This is a genomic window from Schlegelella aquatica, from assembly GCF_026013905.1.
Classification (GTDB): domain Bacteria; phylum Pseudomonadota; class Gammaproteobacteria; order Burkholderiales; family Burkholderiaceae_C; genus Caldimonas; species Caldimonas aquatica.
This window is the reverse complement of sequence record NZ_CP110257.1, coordinates 812646-829670: the sequence shown is the minus strand read 5'-3', so window position 1 is coordinate 829670 and position 17025 is coordinate 812646. Positions and strand designations below refer to the sequence as shown.

16 protein-coding genes are annotated in these 17025 nt (G+C 69.9%); 9 read left to right on the top strand and 7 right to left on the bottom strand.

The window, feature by feature from the left end; genetic code table 11:
• Window positions 1-3: 3 nt before the first annotated feature.
• The 3 genes from rph to OMP39_RS03735 all read right to left on the bottom strand — a co-directional run bounded on the left by rph (window position 4) and on the right by OMP39_RS03735 (window position 2839).
• A complete protein-coding gene (gene rph / locus OMP39_RS03745) occupies window positions 4-729 on the bottom strand; it encodes a ribonuclease PH (protein ID WP_264893464.1) in 726 nt (241 codons plus the stop codon).
• Window positions 730-938: 209 nt separating this feature from the next.
• Complete coding sequence (locus tag OMP39_RS03740; protein ID WP_264893463.1) at window positions 939-1850, bottom strand: PP2C family protein-serine/threonine phosphatase; 912 nt, start codon at window positions 1848-1850, stop codon at window positions 939-941.
• 20 nt (window positions 1851-1870) lie between these two features.
• Window positions 1871-2839 carry a serine/threonine protein kinase gene (locus tag OMP39_RS03735; RefSeq protein WP_264893462.1) on the bottom strand — a complete coding sequence of 323 codons (969 nt, stop codon included), beginning with the start codon at window positions 2837-2839 and terminating at the stop codon, window positions 1871-1873.
• Between the two features lie 28 nt (window positions 2840-2867).
• Between OMP39_RS03735 and OMP39_RS03730 the strand changes: the two genes are divergently transcribed.
• The 4 genes from OMP39_RS03730 to OMP39_RS03715 all read left to right on the top strand — a co-directional run bounded on the left by OMP39_RS03730 (window position 2868) and on the right by OMP39_RS03715 (window position 7292).
• Window positions 2868-3791 (top strand): YicC/YloC family endoribonuclease, encoded by a 924-nt coding sequence (locus tag OMP39_RS03730; protein ID WP_264893461.1) that lies wholly within the window; start codon window positions 2868-2870, stop codon window positions 3789-3791.
• A gap of 17 nt (window positions 3792-3808) precedes the next feature.
• The gene (gene gmk, locus OMP39_RS03725; protein WP_264894427.1) at window positions 3809-4429 is read left to right on the top strand and encodes a guanylate kinase; all 621 of its coding nucleotides are present in this window, start codon (window positions 3809-3811) and stop codon (window positions 4427-4429) included.
• Between the two features lie 88 nt (window positions 4430-4517).
• The gene (gene rpoZ, locus OMP39_RS03720; protein ID WP_264893460.1) at window positions 4518-4721 is read left to right on the top strand and encodes a DNA-directed RNA polymerase subunit omega; all 204 of its coding nucleotides are present in this window, start codon (window positions 4518-4520) and stop codon (window positions 4719-4721) included.
• A gap of 294 nt (window positions 4722-5015) precedes the next feature.
• Entirely contained in the window at window positions 5016-7292 is a 2277-nt protein-coding gene (locus OMP39_RS03715; protein WP_264893459.1) for a RelA/SpoT family protein, read from the top strand.
• A gap of 79 nt (window positions 7293-7371) precedes the next feature.
• Here OMP39_RS03715 and greB read toward each other — a convergent pair whose 3' ends face one another.
• Window positions 7372-7932, bottom strand: a complete 561-nt coding sequence (gene greB, locus OMP39_RS03710) for a transcription elongation factor GreB (protein WP_264893458.1) — start codon at window positions 7930-7932, stop codon at window positions 7372-7374.
• 15 nt (window positions 7933-7947) lie between these two features.
• Complete coding sequence (locus OMP39_RS03705) at window positions 7948-8949, bottom strand: LysR substrate-binding domain-containing protein (protein ID WP_264893457.1); 1002 nt, start codon at window positions 8947-8949, stop codon at window positions 7948-7950.
• A gap of 154 nt (window positions 8950-9103) precedes the next feature.
• On the opposite strand from OMP39_RS03705, the gene OMP39_RS03700 reads away from it, so the two are divergent.
• The gene (locus OMP39_RS03700) at window positions 9104-10294 is read left to right on the top strand and encodes an acyl-CoA dehydrogenase (protein ID WP_264894425.1); all 1191 of its coding nucleotides are present in this window, start codon (window positions 9104-9106) and stop codon (window positions 10292-10294) included.
• A 7-nt stretch (window positions 10295-10301) separates the two neighbouring features.
• Window positions 10302-11555 (top strand): CaiB/BaiF CoA transferase family protein, encoded by a 1254-nt coding sequence (locus OMP39_RS03695; RefSeq protein WP_264893456.1) that lies wholly within the window; start codon window positions 10302-10304, stop codon window positions 11553-11555.
• Window positions 11556-11606: 51 nt separating this feature from the next.
• On the opposite strand, the gene OMP39_RS03690 is transcribed toward OMP39_RS03695, so the two are convergent.
• Window positions 11607-12053 (bottom strand): Lrp/AsnC family transcriptional regulator, encoded by a 447-nt coding sequence (locus OMP39_RS03690; RefSeq protein ID WP_264894424.1) that lies wholly within the window; start codon window positions 12051-12053, stop codon window positions 11607-11609.
• A 123-nt stretch (window positions 12054-12176) separates the two neighbouring features.
• Here OMP39_RS03690 and OMP39_RS03685 point away from each other — a divergent pair, with 123 nt between their 5' ends.
• The 3 genes from OMP39_RS03685 (at window position 12177) to OMP39_RS03675 (ending at window position 16196) form a co-directional block, all read left to right on the top strand.
• Entirely contained in the window at window positions 12177-13271 is a 1095-nt protein-coding gene (locus OMP39_RS03685) for a saccharopine dehydrogenase family protein (RefSeq protein WP_264893455.1), read from the top strand.
• Between the two features lie 11 nt (window positions 13272-13282).
• The gene (amaB, locus tag OMP39_RS03680; protein ID WP_264893454.1) at window positions 13283-14785 is read left to right on the top strand and encodes an L-piperidine-6-carboxylate dehydrogenase; all 1503 of its coding nucleotides are present in this window, start codon (window positions 13283-13285) and stop codon (window positions 14783-14785) included.
• A gap of 232 nt (window positions 14786-15017) precedes the next feature.
• Entirely contained in the window at window positions 15018-16196 is a 1179-nt protein-coding gene (locus tag OMP39_RS03675; RefSeq protein ID WP_264893453.1) for a GGDEF domain-containing protein, read from the top strand.
• Here the strand turns inward: OMP39_RS03675 and OMP39_RS03670 are convergent.
• Entirely contained in the window at window positions 16156-17019 is an 864-nt protein-coding gene (locus tag OMP39_RS03670) for a metallophosphoesterase (protein WP_264893452.1), read from the bottom strand. The genes OMP39_RS03675 and OMP39_RS03670 overlap by 41 nt on opposite strands.
• Window positions 17020-17025 lie beyond the last annotated feature (6 nt).

The following is a 17025-nucleotide window of genomic DNA, read 5'->3' as shown; positions in this document are numbered from 1 at the left end:
CCCTCACACGCCGAGCGCGCGGCGCTGCAGCGCGATCAACTCACCGATGCCCTTGCCCGCAAGCGTGAGCAGGACGTCCAGCTCCGCGCGGGTGAACGGCTCGCCCTCGGCCGTGCCCTGCACCTCGACGAAACCGCCCGCCCCCGTCATCACGACGTTCATGTCGGTGTCGCATGCCACGTCCTCGACGTACTCGAGGTCGAGCAGCGGCGTGCCCTGCACCACCCCGACCGAGATCGCCGCAACGAAATCACGGATGGGCGAGCGCGCGATCGCGCCGCGCTGCATCAGCCAGGTGACCGCATCGTGGGCCGCGACGAACGCGCCGGTGATGCTCGCCGTGCGGGTGCCTCCGTCGGCCTGGAGCACGTCGCAGTCCAGGTGGATCGTGCGCTCGCCCAGCGCCGCGAGATCGAACACGGCCCGCATCGAGCGGCCGATGAGCCGCTGGATCTCCTGGGTGCGTCCGCTTTGCTTGCCGCGGGCCGCCTCGCGGTCGCTGCGCGTGTGCGTCGAGCGCGGCAGCATCCCGTACTCGGCCGTGACCCAGCCTTCGCCACTGCCCTTCTTGTGCGGCGGCACCTTCTCCTCCACGGAGGCGGTGCACAGCACCTTCGTGTCGCCGAACTCCACCAGCACCGAGCCCTCGGCGTGTTTGGTGTAGTGGCGCGTGATCCTCACCGGGCGCAGCGCATCCTGCGCGCGCCCCGCAGTACGTTCGTATGGCATGGAAGCAACCTGTGGGGGAACCCGCTATTGTCGCCCCGACCGCAACCGCCATGCAGCGTGCGGGGATGCGAGGGGGCCAGGGCGCCTTCGAGCCCGCCCGAGGCGCCGTGCGCCGGCCGCACGGGCCGAACCGGCCGCTTCGGCGGAGCATGCCGCGAGCAAGACGCGAGGCCGGCGACGCCGCCCGGGTGGGCGCCCTGAGCCCCTCGTCAGCTCTTCTTCTGCGAGGACCGCCGTATCGCCTCGTTGATCTCGCGGATCGAGCGCTCGATCTCGGCTTCGTCGAGGTCGTCCGGCTCCTGACCGCCGACCCCGGCCTGGATGGTCGAGGCGAACACGTCCTCGGCCAGCGTCTGGGTCGAGATGGCCCGGGTCGGCTCGAAGTCCTCCGAGGACTCCCACTCGACCGCGAGGACGGTGACGTTGTCGCTCTTGCCGCCTGCCCGCCGCAAGGCCCGCTCGACGAGTTCCGGCACCGCGTCCGACACCGGGCGGACCGCCAGTTGCTCGACGATCTCGACATCGGGCACGCTGCTCCACAGCCCGTCGGAGCACAGCAGGATGCGGTCGCCCTGGTGCAGCACCATCGGCCCGACCGTGTCCACCACCGGCTTGCCGGGGCTGCCCAGGCAGGTGAACAGCACGTTGCGATTGAAGCGCTCGCCCATCGGCACCACCCCCGCCAGCGTCTCCTGCAACTCGGAGTAGGAGTGATCGCGCGTGCGCGCAATGAGCTTGTCGCCGCGGACCAGGTAAAGCCGCGAGTCGCCGCAGTGGGCCCAGTAGGCCGCTCCGTTCTGGAGCACGCAGGCGACGACCGTCGTGCGCGGGGTGTCGATCAGCGCCTTTTCGGTCGCGTAGCGCAGCAGTTGATGGTGCCCGGCAATGATCGCGTCGTGCAGGAAGCGCAACGGGTCCTTCAGCGTGGGCTTGGCGTCGCGCTGGAACAGCGCCGCCATCGTCTGCAGCGCCAGCTGCGAGGCCACCTCGCCCTGCGGATGGCCGCCCATGCCGTCGGCCAGCGCGAACAGCCCCGCGTCCCGCGTGTAGCAATAGCCCATGCGGTCTTCGTTCTTCTCGCGGCCACCCTTGCGGCTGACCTGGTAGACCGAGAACCTCATGGAGCCGCTCCTGTCCACGGTCAAGCGGCCTTACCGCCCTTCAGGTTCTCGAGCTGCAGCTTGAGCCGCTCGCTGAAGGTGAGCTTGGTGTAACGCCGCTCCGTCTCCCGCGCGAGCTCCTTTTGCAGCGCGAACACGCTTTGCGGGCGCGACAGCGGGTCCAGCGCCATGCACCATTCCGTCACCTCGATGAGGTTGTCCGAGTAGATGTTGCGCAAGCGCGAGAGCGACAAGGTCAGCCGGTCCTTCTCGAGGCGCTGAGGCGCGTCGTTGGGCGGGTACCCCTGCATGCAGGCGTAGATGCACGCCCCGATGGCATAGATGTCCGTCCAGGGGCCCAGCGTGCCGTCGCGGCGGTACATCTCGGGCGCAGCAAAGCCCGGCGTGTACATCGGGCGGATGAAGTTGCCCTCCTTGGAGAGCACCTCGCGCGCCGCGCCGAAGTCCAGCAGCACCGCCTTGTTGTCGTTGGTGATGAAGATGTTGGCCGGCTTGATGTCCAGGTGCAGCATCTTGTGCTGGTGCACGATGCGCAGACCCCGCAGGATCTCGTCGAACAGCGAGCGGATGGTCGACTCGCGGAACACCTTCTCGCGCTTGAGCTCGCGCGCCGTCACGATGAAGTCCTGCAGCGTGTCGCCTTGCAGGTAGTTCATCACCATGTAGACGGTCTCGTTCTCGCGGAAGAAGTTGAGCACCGACACGACGCTCGGGTGCGAGATCTGTGCGAGCGAGCGCCCCTCTTCGAAGAAGCTCTTGAGGCCCAGGCGATAAAGAGGCTGCTTTTCCGGCTTGACGCGCGGGGCGAGCTCGCCCGGATTGCGCTCGGCCAGCGAGGCCGGCAGGTATTCCTTGAGGGCCACCAGGCGCTTGTCCTGGTCCTCGGCCAGATAGACCACGCCAAAGCCCCCGGCCGCCAGCTTCTTGATGATCTGGTAACCCCCGACCACGGTGCCGGGCGGCAACGGGGCTGGTTTGGGCTTTGACATAATCGAATTTTGCAATGCGATAAGCGTCATGGCAGTTTACAGCATGACCGGCTACGCGAGCGCCACCTCGCACCCGCCGGGAACCCCTGGGGAAGACGGCCAAATCCGTGCGGCCGGCACCGCCGCGGTCACCGTCGAACTGCGCTCGGTCAACAGCCGCTTTCTGGACCTGGCCTTCCGCATGCCCGACGAGTTGCGCGCCGTCGAGCCGGCGCTGCGCGAGCTGCTCACGGGTGCGCTGCGCCGCGGCAAGGTGGAGCTGCGCCTGAACGCCGCGCGCGAGGCCGACAGCGGCCTGCCCCACCCCCAGCCGGATCAGCTCAACCGCCTGGCCGGCGCGCAGGCCACCGTGCAATCCTGGCTGCCGCAGGCGGCTTCGCTGAGCGTGCACGAAGTGCTGCAATGGTGCCGGGGCACCGCAGGCGCCGAGCGGCTGGACGAGCTGGCCCTGCAGGCGACGCGCCAGGCGCTGGACGCCTTGCGCGAGGCCCGCGCCCGCGAGGGCGAGCGGCTGGTGGGCATCCTGCTCGAGCGCATCGAGCGGCTGCGGCAGCTGGCCAAGCAGGCGGAACCCCTGGTGCCGCAGGTGGTCGAGCGCCAGCAGCAGCGCTTCCTCGAACGCTGGCGACAGGCCCTGGAGGCCGCCGGCGCCGCGCAGTCGGTGAGCGCCGAGGCCCTGCAGGAGCGCGCCCTCAACGAAGCCGCCGCCTACGCCCTGCGCATCGACGTGGCCGAGGAGCTCGGCCGGCTCGAGGCGCACCTGGACGAGATCGAGCGCCTGCTGCGCGCAGGGGGCGAGATCGGCAAGCGGCTGGACTTCCTGATCCAGGAACTGCACCGCGAGGCCAACACGCTCGGGTCGAAGTCCTCGGCCCTCGAGCTCACGCAGATCTCGGTCGAGATGAAGGTCCTGATCGAGCAGATGCGCGAGCAGGTGCAGAACATCGAATGACTCCCGAGGCCGCCCCCGTGGAATACCCTGGCAATCTCTTCGTCGTCGCGGCGCCGAGCGGTGCCGGCAAGTCCAGCCTGGTCAAGGCCCTGCTCGAGCTCGACTCCCACCTCGCCGTGTCGATCTCGCACACCACGCGAGCCCCGCGCGGGCAGGAGCAGAACGGCCGGGAGTACTGGTTCGTCAGCGAAGCCGAGTTTCGGCAAATGGTCGACCGCGGCGAGTTCTTCGAGTGGGCCGAGGTGCACGGCAACCTCTACGGCACCTCCCGCGCCGCGATCGAGGCGCGCATCGCCGCCGGCGACGACGTCGTGCTCGAGATCGACTGGCAGGGGGCGCTGCAGATCAAGCAGCTCTTTCCCCATGCGGTGCTGATCTTCATCCTGCCGCCCAGTTGGGACGAGTTGCTGCAGCGGCTCAAGCGCCGCGGCGAGGACGGCGAGGACGTCATCGACCGCCGCATGGCCAACGCCCGCGTCGAGGTGGCGCAGGCCCGGCACTTCGACTTCGTTATAATCAATGCCCTTTTCGAGACGGCGCTTTTCGATCTCAAAGCGATCGTTCACGCGCAGCGGCTCAAATACGCTGCCCAGCGTCGGACGAAGAAGGCCGTGTTTGAAGCACTCGGGATCGAGTGAGCGAAGCGCTCGGGATCGAGTGAGCCCGTCGCCGTGACCCCTGTTTCCATGTTCTGAGGCGTCCCGCGTCGGCGTCTGGAGAATCGCTATGGCTCGCATCACCGTCGAAGACTGCCTGCAGAAGATCCCCAACCGGTTCCAGCTCGTGCTGGCCGCCACCTACCGGGCCCGCATGCTGAGCCAGGGCCACGCGCCCAAGCTCGAAAGCAAGAACAAGCCCGCCGTGACGGCCCTGCGCGAGGTGGCCGCCGGCGAGGTCGGGCTCGAGATGCTGCGCAAGGTGCCGACCTGAGCGCCACCTGACTCCCGCCCCCGAAGAGCGCCTCGCGGCGCTGGGCCGGAAAGGGGCGCCCACCGGCCGGGCCCAGCCGCTTGCGGCGGCCGCTCGGCAAGGCGGCCGGCTCCAGGGTGCGGCACCCGCCGGGGCGTCCCGGCTGCGGCTCTGGCCGCAGCGGGCGGGACCGGCCCACGGTGGGACGGGCGCAGGGCGTCTTGCCGCACACGCGGGTGAGACGAATCCGGGTCGGGCGGCAGCCCTCTCCCGGGGGCGGCAGCCGCCCGGCGAAATCCGCGCTACATTCTTTGCATGGTCGCTCGCGCCGCCTCCGTCACCAAGAAACCACGTGCCGTCGCACCGCCGGCTGAGGCCCACGGCGCGCACGAGGACGCGGCTGCGGCGTCGTTCGCCGCCCTGGTCCACCGGCTCGACTACCTCGACCCGGCCGACATCAAGCGCATCCGCGACGCCTACAAGTACGCCGACGCGGCCCACCTGGGCCAGTTCCGCGCCAGCGGCGAGCCCTACATCACCCACCCCATCGCGGTGGCCGGCCTGTGCGCCGAGTGGAAGCTCGACGCGCAGGCGATCATGGCCGCGCTGATGCACGATGTGATGGAGGACACCGGCACCACCAAGGTGGAGTTGATCGAGCGATTCGGCGCCTCCACCGCCGAACTGGTGGACGGGCTGACCAAGCTGGACAAGCTGCAGTTCTCCACACGCGAGGAGTCGCAGGCGGAGTCCTTCCGCAAGATGCTGCTGGCGATGGCGCGCGACGTGCGGGTCGTGCTGATCAAGCTGGCCGACCGGCTGCACAACATGCGCACGATGGAGTCGATGCCGGCGGACAAGCGCACCCGCATCGCCCGCGAGACGCTCGACATCTACGCGCCGATCGCCCACCGCCTGGGCTTGAACCAGGTGTACCGCGAGTTGCAGGAACTGTCGTTCAAGTACCTGCTGCCGTGGCGGTTCGCGGCGCTGACCAAGGCGGTGCAGAAGGCGCGCGGTCACCGTCGCGACATCGTCGAGCGCATCCGCCACGACGTGGAACGGGCCTTCAAGGAGGCCTCGATCCTGGTGCAGATCCACAGCCGCGAGAAGACGCTCTACTCCATCTACCGCAAGATGCGCGAGAAGCACCTGAGCTTCGCGCAGGTGAATGACATCTTCGGCTTTCGCATCGTCGTCTCGACGCTGCCGGAGTGCTATTTGGCCCTGGGCGTGCTGCACCAGCTCTACAAGCCGATGCCGGGCCGCTTCAAGGACTACATCGCCATCCCCAAGGCCAATGGCTACCAGTCGCTGCACACCACGCTGGTGAGCCCGTTGGGCACGCCGGTGGAGTTCCAGATCCGCACCGAGCCGATGCACATGGTGGCCGAAAAGGGCATCGCCGCGCACTGGCTGTACAAAGCGGACAACGCCGGCCAGGGCCTGACCGAGGCGCAGCGCGTGGGGATGGTCTCGTTGCAGTCGCTCATCGACATCCAGGACGAGACGCGCGATGCGGCCGAGTTCCTGGAGCACGTGAAGATCGACCTCTTCCCCGACGCGGTGTACGTCTTCACGCCCAAGTCCAAGATCCTCGCGCTGCCGCGGGGGGCCACGCCGGTGGACTTCGCCTACGCGATCCACTCGGACATCGGCGACCACACGGTGGCCGCCAAGGTGAACGGCGAGCAGGTGGCCTTGCGCACCGAGCTGCGCAGCGGCGACGTGGTGGAGATCATCACCGCCCCGGTCTCGCGCCCCAACCCGGCGTGGCTCAACTTCGTGCGCACCGGGCGTGCCCGCTCGAAGATCCGGCACTACCTCAAGAACATGAAGCAGGAGGAATCGCTCGAGCTGGGCGAAAAACTCCTGGCCCAGGCCATGCGCGCCGAAGGGCTGCACCTGCCGCCGGGCGACGAGACGCAGGGCGAGGCGGCGCCGTTGTGGCAGGCGCTGGTGCGCTGGAGCGGCAACCGCTCGCGCCGCGAGCTGATGATCGACATCGGCCTGGGCAAGAAGATCGCCACCATCGTGGCCAAGCGGCTGGCCAAGCTGATGGCCGAAGCCGGGGCCCGGCCCGATGCGCTGACGCTGTCGATGAGCCGTTACCTGCACGACGACAGCACCCCCGCGCAAACTCTGGTGACGCTGGACGGCACCGAAGGCGCGACGGTGCAGATGGCCACCTGCTGCCGGCCGATACCGGGCGACTCGATCACCGGTTACCTGGGCCGCGGCGAGGGCCTGGTCGTGCACACGACCGACTGCCATGTCGGCAAGCGGCTGTTCCAGCGCGACAGCGAGCGCTGGATCGCGGTCGAGTGGGCCGAGGAGATGCAGCGGCCGTTCGAGACGGCCGTCTCGCTGCTGGTGCAAAGCGGCAAAGGCGTGCTGGCCAAGATCGCGCAGGCGGTGAGCGAGGCCGAGGCCGACATCACCCACATCGACATGGGCCACGAACCGGGCCACGCGACGATGGAGATCCGCATGCTGCTGGCGGTGCGCGACCGTGTGCACCTGGCCCAGGTGCTGCGCACGCTCAAGCGCTCGCCGCTGGTGCTCCGGGTGGCGCGCGTCAAGCCTCAGTGAGAGCCGGCCGGCCGACACGGCGGTGAACCGTTCGGCGTCTGCGATCGGCCGGCGCCGGGCGCCGCGGCCATGGCCCGGATCAGGCCTCGCCGGGCGCCGGGTAGCGCACCTCCAGCACCTCGATCTTCTCGACCCCGCCCGGCGTGACCAGCTGCACCTCATCGCCTTCGCGCGCCTTGAGCAGCGCGCGCGCGATCGGCGAGATCCAGCTCACTTCGCCCTTGAGCGCGTCGGCCTCGTCGATCCCTTTGATCGTGATGGTGCGCTCCTCGCCCTTGGCCGTCGCGTAGGTGACCGTCGCGCCGAAGAAGATCTGGTCGCTGCCGTGGTGCAGCGAAGGGTCGGCCACTTCGGCGATGTCCAGGCGTTTGGTGAGGAAGCGGATGCGCCGGTCGATCTCGCGCAGACGCTTCTTGCCGTAGAGGTAGTCCCCGTTCTCGGACCGGTCGCCGTTGGAGGCGGCCCACGAGACGACCTCGACCACCTTCGGGCGCTCGACGTCGATCAGGTGCATCAACTCCTCGCGCAGCCGGCGGTAGCCCTGCGGCGTGATGTAGTTCTTGGTGCCTTGCGGCACCGGCGCCGGCTCCAGGTCGTCGTCCTCGCCGGCGTCGGATTCCTTGGTGAAGGCCTTGCTCATGACAGACATCGGGGTTCAGGCTCGATTGTCGCGCCGGGCGGCCGGGCGTGGGGCCGCCGGGCCGGGGGGTGCCCCTCTCGCCCGTGGCCCGGGCACCGTGGGGCCGCCCGGTGGCTCCTGGAGCGCCGCCTCGTCCATGATCCATTCGCGCAGACGGCCCAGGAGCGGGTCGCCCACCTTGCGCTCCGGCAGCACCAGGTAGTACCAGCGCTCGCCAGGCTGGGCGGGCTCGCAGGCAATGACCAGTTCGCCGCGCGCGAGTTCCGCCTCGATGAGCAGCGGCGGGATCAGCGCCACCCCCATGCCGTGGGCCGCCGCCATCGCAAGCATCGAGAAGAGCTCGTAGCGCGGGCCGGCGCTCGCGCCGGGGTGGTGCACCCCCTGCGCCTCGAACCACTGGCCCCAGGCGTGCGGCCGGGTGCTTTGCTGCAGCAGCGGCAAGGCGGCCAGCTCGTGCGCGCCGAGCGAGCGCCGACCGCCCAGCAGCGCCGGGCTGCATACCGGCGCCAGATCCTCCCGCAGCAAGGGCACCGCCTCCACCCCCGGCCAGTTGGCCAGTTGCGCGGGCGTGCCGGCGTAGAGGGCCGCGTCGAACTCGGTCTCGGCGAAGAGGAACGGGCGGGTGCGCGTCTCGAGGTTGAGGACGAGCTCGGGATGGCGGGCCGCCAGCCGCGGCAGGCGCGGCACCAGCCAGCGGGTGGCGAACGTGGGCACCACCGCCAGGTCCAAGGTGCCCGCCGCCCCGGGGTGGGCCATGAGAGCCAGGGTGTCGCGCTCGACCGCCTCCAGCCGGGGGGCGATGCGACGGGCGTAGGCCGCACCGGCCTCGGTGAGCACCACCCCCCGCCGCGTGCGACGGAACAGCGGCACGCCGAGGTACTCCTCCAGCGAGCCGATCTGCCGGCACACCGCGCTTTGCGTGAGGGCGAGTTCCTCCGCCGCCTTGGTGAAGCTCTCGTGGCGGGCCGCGGCCTCGAAGCACACCAGGGCCTGGGTGCTGGGGATCTTGCGTCTCATTGTGCGGAACTCGCAGTCGTTCGCCCGCGCACTTGCCGGACGGGCGACGCACGGAGTTCCATTCTTGCACACCGTGCTGCGAAAAACTCGTTTGCCCCGGCGCTCGGTGGCGCCTACGATGACGCCATTGCCCCCGACACTCGAGGAGACCGTCATGGCCCAGGCCCCGAAAGCCAGCTTCCAGTGGGACGACCCGCTGCTGCTGGACCAGCAACTGACCGAAGACGAGCGCATGGTGCGCGACGCCGCCCGCGCCTATTGCCAGGACAAGCTGATGCCCCGCGTGCTGGAAGCCTTCCGGCACGAGAAGACGGACCCCGCCATCTTCCGCGAGATGGGCGAGTTGGGCCTGCTGGGCCCGACCATTCCCGCCGAATACGGCGGCGCCGGCCTCAACTACGTGAGCTACGGCCTCATCGCGCGTGAGATCGAACGGGTCGACTCCGGATACCGGTCGATGATGAGCGTGCAGTCCTCGCTCGTGATGGTGCCGATCTACGAATTCGGCTCCGAGGCGCAGCGCCGCAAGTACCTGCCCAAGCTCGCCAGCGGGGAGTGGATCGGCTGCTTCGGCCTGACCGAGCCGAACCACGGCTCCGACCCGGGCAGCATGGAGACGCGCGCGCGCAAGACCGAGGGCGGCTTCCGGCTCTCGGGCAGCAAGATGTGGATCACCAACAGCCCGATCGCCGACGTGTTCGTCGTCTGGGCCAAGAACGACGAGGGCCGCATCCGCGGCTACATTCTCGAAAAGGGCATGAAGGGCCTGTCGGCCCCCGCCATCCACGGCAAGGTGGGTCTGCGCACGTCCATCACCGGCGAGATCGTGATGGACGACGTGTTCGTGCCGGCCGACAACGAGCTGCCGAACGTCGAGGGCCTCAAAGGCCCCTTCACCTGTCTCAACAGCGCCCGCTACGGCATCGCCTGGGGCGCCTTGGGCGCCGCCGAGTTCTGCTGGCACGCCGCGCGCAACTACGTGCTCGAGCGCAAGCAGTTCGGCCGGCCGCTGGCGGCCAACCAGCTGATCCAGAAGAAGCTGGCCGACATGCAAACCGAGATCACGCTCGGCCTGCAAGGCTGCCTGCGGCTGGGCCGCATGAAGGACGAAGGCACGGCCGCGCCCGAGATCACCTCGATCATGAAGCGCAACTCCTGCGGCAAGGCGCTGGACATCGCCCGCACGGCGCGCGACATGCACGGCGGCAACGGCATCAGCGACGAGTACGGCGTGATCCGACACGTCGTGAACCTGGAGGTGGTCAACACCTACGAGGGCACGCACGACATCCACGCGCTGATCCTGGGCCGCGCGCAGACGGGGATCCAGGCGTTCAGTGCGTGAGCGCACGATGACCGGCACCTCCTCCCGCGCCCCCGCCCCGGCCGCCGCGCTCGGCCACCTGCGCGTGCTCGACCTCTCGCGCGTGCTGGCCGGGCCCTGGTGCGGCCAGATCCTCGCCGACCTGGGCGCCGAGGTCATCAAGGTCGAGAAGCCCGGCGAAGGCGACGACACGCGGCACTGGGGGCCGCCTTTCCTCCAGGACGCCGAGGGGCGCGACACCGAGGCGGCCACCTACTACACCTGCGCCAATCGCAACAAGCGCTCGGTCACCATCGACATCGCCCAGCCCGAGGGCCAAGCCCTGGTGCGCGAACTGGCGCTGCGCAGCGACGTGCTGATCGAGAACTTCAAGGTCGGCGGCCTGAAACGCTACGGGCTCGATTACGAGTCGCTGCGCGAACTGAACCCGCGGCTCGTCTACTGCTCGATCACCGGCTTCGGCCAGACGGGCCCCTACGCCCCGCGCGCCGGCTACGACCTGCTGGTGCAGGCGGCCAGCGGCATGATGAGCATCACCGGCCGGCCCGACCACGAGCCCGGGGGCGGGCCGATGCGGGTGGGGGTGGCGATCACCGACCTCTTCACCGGGGTGTATGCCGCCACCGCGATCCTGGCCGCGCTGGAGGTGCGCCACCGCACCGGTCGCGGGCAGCACATCGACATGGCGCTGCTGGACGTGGGCATGGCGATGCTCGCCAACCAGGCCTCGGCCTTTCTCAACACCGGCCGCGCGCCGCAACGCCAAGGCAACAGCCACCCGAGCATCGTGCCGTACCAGGACTTCCCGACCGCCGACGGCGCGATGCTGCTGGCCATCGGCAACGACGGGCAGTTCGCGCGGTTCTGCGAGGCGGCCGGCGTGCCGCAGTGGGCGAAGGACGAGCGCTTCGCCACCAACACCTCGCGGGTGCGCCACCGCGAGCTGCTGGTGCCGATGATCGCGGAGCTGACGCGCGAGCGCACCACCCGGCAGTGGGTGCAACTGCTCGAAGACCGCGCCGTGCCCTGCGGCCCGATCAACGACATCGCCCAGGCCTTCGACGACGAGCAGGTGCGCGCGCGCGGGTTGCGGGTGGACCTGCCGCACCCGCGCTTCGGCCACATCGGCGGCGTGGCGAGCCCGCTGCGCCTCGCCGAGACGCCCCCGGTGGCCCACAGCGCGCCGCCGGACCTCGGCGAGCACACCGACGAGGTGCTGCAGCGCGTGCTGGGGCTGGACGAGCAGCGGCTGCGCGAGCTGCGGTCGCGCGGTGTGGTCTAGAGGCGCTGAAGGCGCAGGCCCGCGACCGCCGCGCCGGCCCGGCGCCGCCGCTCAACGCGCCACGCGGTCGATACGCTTGGCCAGCACGATGGAGGTGGTCGTCTTGATCACCCCCTCGACCTCGCCGATCTCGTCGAGCAGCGCGTCGAGCCGCTCGGGCGTGTCGGCGCGCAGCCAGGCCACGTAGTCGAACTCGCCACTCACCGTGCACAGCAACTGCACCTCCGGCATGCGCGCCAGGCGCCGGGCCACGTCCTTGCCGGAGCGCGGCTGCACGGTGATGCCCACGTAGGCCTGGATGGAGCGCCCCTCCACGTCCTGGGCCAGACGCACGGTGTAGCCGGCGATCACCTGGTGCTGCTCCAGCCGCGCCAGGCGCGCGAGCACCGTCGTGCGGGCCACTCCGAGCTTGCGCGCGAGGTTGGCCGTGCTCTCGCGGGCATTGACCTGCAGCAGCGAGATCAGCGCGCGGTCGAGGTCGTCCAGGGTTTTCACCAGTTCGAGACAAAGTGACGATCGTTGTCGTCATTATGACGAGAAAGCTCGCCCTTACGTCGAACTCGCGCTATGAATCGTCAGGCGCTCTTCCTAGACTGGCCTGAACACACCTAGGAGGACGACATGAAGATCGCATTGCTGGGCGCAGGGCACATCGGGCAGACCATCGCCCGGCTCTTGAGCGGCGCGGGCGACTACCAGGTGACCGTGATCGACCGCAGCGAAGCGGCCCTTCGCCGGCTCGACGCGCGCGCGGTGGAAGTGCGCCAGGCGGACACCGAGAACGACCTCGCCCTCGCTGCGGTGCTCCGAGGCCACGACGCGGTGATCAACGCGTTGCCCTACCACTGCGCGATCCGCGTGGCCACGCAGGCGCGCGAAGCGGGCTGCCACTACTTCGACCTTACCGAGGACGTGGCGGCCACGCGGGCGATCAAGGCGCTGGCGCAAGGCGCGCCGGTGGCCTTCATGCCGCAGTGCGGTCTGGCGCCGGGCTTCATCGGCATCGTCGCGCATCACCTCACGCGCGGCTTCGACGAGGTGCACGACGTCAAGATGCGCGTGGGGGCGCTGCCGGCCTTCCCCACCAACTCGCTCAAGTACAACCTGACCTGGAGCGTGGACGGGCTCATCAACGAGTACTGCCACCCGTGCGAGGCCATCCGCGACGGCGAGCGCACCGAGCTGCTGCCGCTCGAAGGCCTGGAGCACTTCGCGCTCGACGGCGTGGAGTACGAGGCCTTCAACACCTCGGGCGGCCTGGGCACGCTGTGCGAGACGCTGGCCGGCCGGGTGCGCTCGCTCGACTACAAGTCGGTGCGCTACCCGGGCCACTGCGCCCTGATGAAGATCTTGCTGGAGGAGCTGGAGCTGCGCCACGATCAGGAGACGCTCAAGCAGATCCTGCGCCGCTCGGTGCCCACCACGATGCAGGACGTGGTGCTCGTCTTCGTGACGGTCAGCGGGCTCAAGCACGGGGCGCTGGTGCAGGAGGTGTTCGCGCGTAAGATCTTCGCCGAACGCAACGGCGAGCGCTCGCTCAGTGCCATCCAGATCACGACGGCCGCCGGCGTGTGCGCTGCGGTCGATCTGTTCCGCCAGGGCAAGCTGCCGGCGCGCGGTTTCATCCGGCAGGAGCAGATCGAGCTCGACGACTTCCTCGCCAACCGTTTCGGGCAGGCGTATCAGCAGCTGCGGCATGTGGAGTCGATCAGTTGAGGAGCCTCACGATGAACATCGCAACCCTGATGGATCGGCTGGGTGTGCCCGCCCAGGACTGGCAGGACGGCCCGCTGGAGAGCCGCTCCCCGATCGACGGCGCCGTCCTCGGGCGCGTGGCCGTGCACAGCCAAGCGCAGGCGCGCGAGCGCATCGAGGCCGCACACCAGGCCTTCTTGCAGTGGCGCGAGGTGCCCGCTCCGCGGCGCGGCGAGCTGGTGCGCCTGTTCGGCGAGGAGCTGCGCCGGCACAAGGAGGCGCTGGGCCACCTGGTCTCGCTGGAGGTCGGCAAGATCGCCAGCGAGGGGGCCGGCGAAGTGCAGGAGATGATCGACATCTGCGACTTCGCGGTGGGGCTCTCGCGCCAGTTGCACGGACTGACCATCGCGAGCGAGCGCCCGGGCCACCGGATGATGGAAACCTGGCACCCGCTGGGCGTCGTCGGCGTCATCAGCGCGTTCAACTTCCCGGTGGCCGTGTGGTCGTGGAACGCGGCGCTCGCCTTCGTGTGCGGCGACGCCGTGGTGTGGAAGCCCTCGGAGAAGGCGCCGCTCGCAGCCCTGGCGACGCAGCGGCTTTTCGAGCGGGCCTGCGAGCGCTGCGGCGAGCCGCAGTGGGCGCAGCTGTCTCAGCTGCTGATCGGCGATGCCCACCTGGGCGAGCTGCTGGCGGACCACCCGCGCGTGCCGCTCGTCTCGGCGACCGGCAGCACGCGCATGGGCCGTGCGGTGGCGCCGCGGGTGGCCCAGCGCTTCGGCCGCTGCATCCTCGAGCTGGGCGGCAACAACGCGATCGTCGTGACGCCCTCGGCCGACCTGGAGCTGGCCGTGCGGGCCATCCTGTTCGCCGCCGTGGGCACGGCCGGGCAGCGCTGCACGACGGCACGCCGCCTCATCGTGCACGAGGAGGTCGCCGCGCCGCTGCTCGAGCGGCTGCGCCGCGCGTACGCCAGCCTGCGCATCGGCCATCCGCTCGAAGCGGGTACGCTGGTCGGCCCGCTCATCGACCGCGCCGCCTTCGATGCGATGCAGTCGGCGCTCGAGCAGGCGCGGCGCGACGGCGGCCGGGTGGAGGGCGGCGAGCGGGTGCTGGCCGAGCGCTTTCCCGAGGCGTGGTACGTGCGCCCGGCCCTCGTCGAGATGCCCGCGCAGACGGACGTGGTGCGCCACGAGACGTTCGCGCCCATCCTGTACGTGCTGCGCTACCGCGGGTTCGACGAGGCGCTGGCGCTGCACAACGACGTGCCGCAGGGCCTGTCGTCGGCGATCTTCACCAACGACCTGCGCGAGGCGGAGACGTTCCTGTCCGCCCGGGGCTCGGATTGCGGCATCGCCAACGTGAACATCGGCACCTCCGGCGCCGAGATCGGCGGGGCCTTCGGCGGCGAGAAGGAGACGGGCGGCGGCCGCGAGTCCGGCTCCGACTGCTGGAAGGCCTACATGCGCCGGGCGACCAACACCGTCAACTACTCGGGCTCGTTGCCGCTGGCGCAAGGCGTGAAGTTCGACCTCTGAAAGCCGCAGGACTCCCCGGGCCGGATGGGCTGCGGCCCGGGCATTGGTTGAGAACCGCCTGAACACGGTGCGGCGGTCCTGCACGGCCCGCACCGGCGGCCCGTGAAATACGCTCGGCCTGGACCGCGCGCGTGCAGCCTGTTTCGCTTGCATCAGTCTGCGCAAGGGGTGGCTCGGGCAGAATCCGCGCGATGCTGTTTCGACCGCCGCAGCTGCGGCTTCCCGTACCGAGATGAGCCTGGACGTCCAGACACTGCTCGTCTCGTTGATGCTCTGTGTCTTTGCGGTCGCACTGGCCCTGCCGGCCGTCGTCGGCTGGCGCTCCAGCGCCGGCGCTCGGTGGATTCAGGCGAGCGCCGTCTCGCAGGCGCTCGGATGGCTCGCGTTCCTCGCGGCTCCCCGCCTGCACGATCAGTTCTTCAGCACCTTGTCGATGGCCTTCATCGGCGCGAGCTTCGGCGCGATGTGGGCGGCCGCGCGCGCGTGGCTGGGGCCGCGTCCTGGCGGTCGCTGGATGGCCTGGGCGCTCGTGCTCACGCCGTTGGGCTACGGGCTCGGCTTCGACAGCTACGCGTGGCGCGTCGGCTGGTCCAACTTCGGCCTTGCGCTGCAGATGGCCCTCGTCTGCCTGGCACTGGCTTGGCCTGCCGCCGAGCGCATGCGTCCCTGGCGCTGGCTCGTGTTCGTCGCCCTGGCCGCCCTCGCCTGCGTGACGGTCGGGCGCGGCGTGCTCGGGGCCTTCTTCACCGAGCTCTACCCCTACTACCGCGCACCGCATCCGCTCAACGTGGCTGCAGCGCTCGTCAACCAGATCTGCCTGGTGCTCAGCATGCTGGGCTTCATGGTGGCCTGGCACGAGGAGGCCGACCGCGCGCTGCGCCGGCTGGCGGACACCGACGGCCTCACCGGCCTGCTCAACCGCCGCGCCTTCACCGTGCGCAGCGAAGCCCTGCTCGCGCAGGCGCGGCGGCACGCCGATCCGGGCGTGTTCATCTTGCTGGACATCGACCATTTCAAGCAGGTCAACGACCGCCACGGACACGCCCTGGGCGACGAGGTGCTGCGCACCTTCGCGAAGGTGCTGAAGAGCTCTCTGAGGCGTGGCGACCTGGCCGTGCGCTGGGGTGGCGAGGAGTTCGGCATCTTGCTGGCCCGCGCGGAGGTGGACGCGGCACGCCGCTTGGACCAGCGATTGCGCACGGCAGTGAAGCAGGCGGTGCGTCTGCCAGGGGGCGAGAGCCTGGACTACAGCGCCGGAATCGCCGGCTTCCGCGAAGCGGCGACGCTGGACGACCTGGTGCGACGTGCCGACCAGGCCCTCTACCGCGCGAAGGCCGCCGGTCGTGCCCGCTCGCTGGAGGCGGCGCCGTTCAGCCCGCCGACCGCCGAGGGCCGTCCAAGTCCAGCGTGAAGCCATCGTCGAAGCCGGCTTGCTCCCCCTTGTGGGCGTACCCCATCGGGTTGGCGACGACCCGACAACGCCAAGGCCGCCCGCCGCGCTGCCCCTCGACCACGTAATCCACCCGGTGGTGCAGGTGGCCGTGGATCCACACATCGGCCAGCGACAGCAAGTCGTCGAGCGCGTTGCAGAACCCGGCCGTGCCGGGCACCAGGCCGTAGCGGGGGTCGGCGCTGCGCAGGCTGGGTGCGAAGTGCGTGACGGCGACGGTGGGCCCGTCGTGCGGCGTGGCCAGTGCCTCGGTGAGCCACGCCTGGCAATCCAAACTCAGATCCCGCAGCGCGTCGGCCAACAAGGGGCGCCCGTCGCGCAGCGTGGTGTGGTGGGAGAGGTAGTAGTTCGCGGCGCGGAAGGCCTTGCCGCGCAACCGCTGCACCTCGTCCTCGTCACCGCGGGCGATGGCTTCCTGGGCCAGGGCATCGAAATCCGCCCAGAGCGTCGTGCCGACGAAGCGCACGCCCCCGATCACCCGGGTGCTGCGGTCCAGCCAATCGATGCCCAGCCGGTTGCACGCCTCCTGCAGACGAGCACGCGTCTCGTCGTAGTCCAGCCCGTCGTACTCGTGGTTGCCGGGGAGGTAGAGCACCCGCGGCCACGGTGCGCCGAGCGCGGGAGCGAACCGGCGCAGGCCGAAGTCCGGCTCGTCCAGCCGCGAACCGCGCTGGTAAGAACCGATGTCGCCCGCCAGCACGAGCACGTCCACGCCGGCAGCGACACGGGGGTGGTAATCGGGATAGGTTTCGAGGTGGAGGTCGGAAAGCACCTGAATGCGCATCCCCCT

Excerpts from the sequence above, each read along its gene's own strand:
- OMP39_RS03685 (WP_264893455.1), top strand. The coding sequence starts at position 12,177 with ATGAAGATCGCATTGCTGGGCGCAGGGCACATCGGGCAGACCATCGCC.
- amaB (WP_264893454.1), top strand. The coding sequence starts at position 13,283 with ATGAACATCGCAACCCTGATGGATCGGCTGGGTGTGCCCGCCCAGGAC.
- greB (WP_264893458.1), bottom strand. The coding sequence starts at position 7,932 with ATGAGCAAGGCCTTCACCAAGGAATCCGACGCCGGCGAGGACGACGAC.
- OMP39_RS03675 (WP_264893453.1), top strand. The coding sequence starts at position 15,018 with ATGAGCCTGGACGTCCAGACACTGCTCGTCTCGTTGATGCTCTGTGTC.
- OMP39_RS03740 (WP_264893463.1), bottom strand. The coding sequence starts at position 1,850 with ATGAGGTTCTCGGTCTACCAGGTCAGCCGCAAGGGTGGCCGCGAGAAG.
- OMP39_RS03695 (WP_264893456.1), top strand. The coding sequence starts at position 10,302 with ATGACCGGCACCTCCTCCCGCGCCCCCGCCCCGGCCGCCGCGCTCGGC.
- rpoZ (WP_264893460.1), top strand. The coding sequence starts at position 4,518 with ATGGCTCGCATCACCGTCGAAGACTGCCTGCAGAAGATCCCCAACCGG.
- OMP39_RS03670 (WP_264893452.1), bottom strand. The coding sequence starts at position 17,019 with ATGCGCATTCAGGTGCTTTCCGACCTCCACCTCGAAACCTATCCCGAT.
- OMP39_RS03705 (WP_264893457.1), bottom strand. The coding sequence starts at position 8,949 with ATGAGACGCAAGATCCCCAGCACCCAGGCCCTGGTGTGCTTCGAGGCC.
- OMP39_RS03700 (WP_264894425.1), top strand. The coding sequence starts at position 9,104 with ATGGCCCAGGCCCCGAAAGCCAGCTTCCAGTGGGACGACCCGCTGCTG.
- OMP39_RS03715 (WP_264893459.1), top strand. The coding sequence starts at position 5,016 with ATGGTCGCTCGCGCCGCCTCCGTCACCAAGAAACCACGTGCCGTCGCA.
- OMP39_RS03735 (WP_264893462.1), bottom strand. The coding sequence starts at position 2,839 with ATGTCAAAGCCCAAACCAGCCCCGTTGCCGCCCGGCACCGTGGTCGGG.
- rph (WP_264893464.1), bottom strand. The coding sequence starts at position 729 with ATGCCATACGAACGTACTGCGGGGCGCGCGCAGGATGCGCTGCGCCCG.
- OMP39_RS03730 (WP_264893461.1), top strand. The coding sequence starts at position 2,868 with ATGGCAGTTTACAGCATGACCGGCTACGCGAGCGCCACCTCGCACCCG.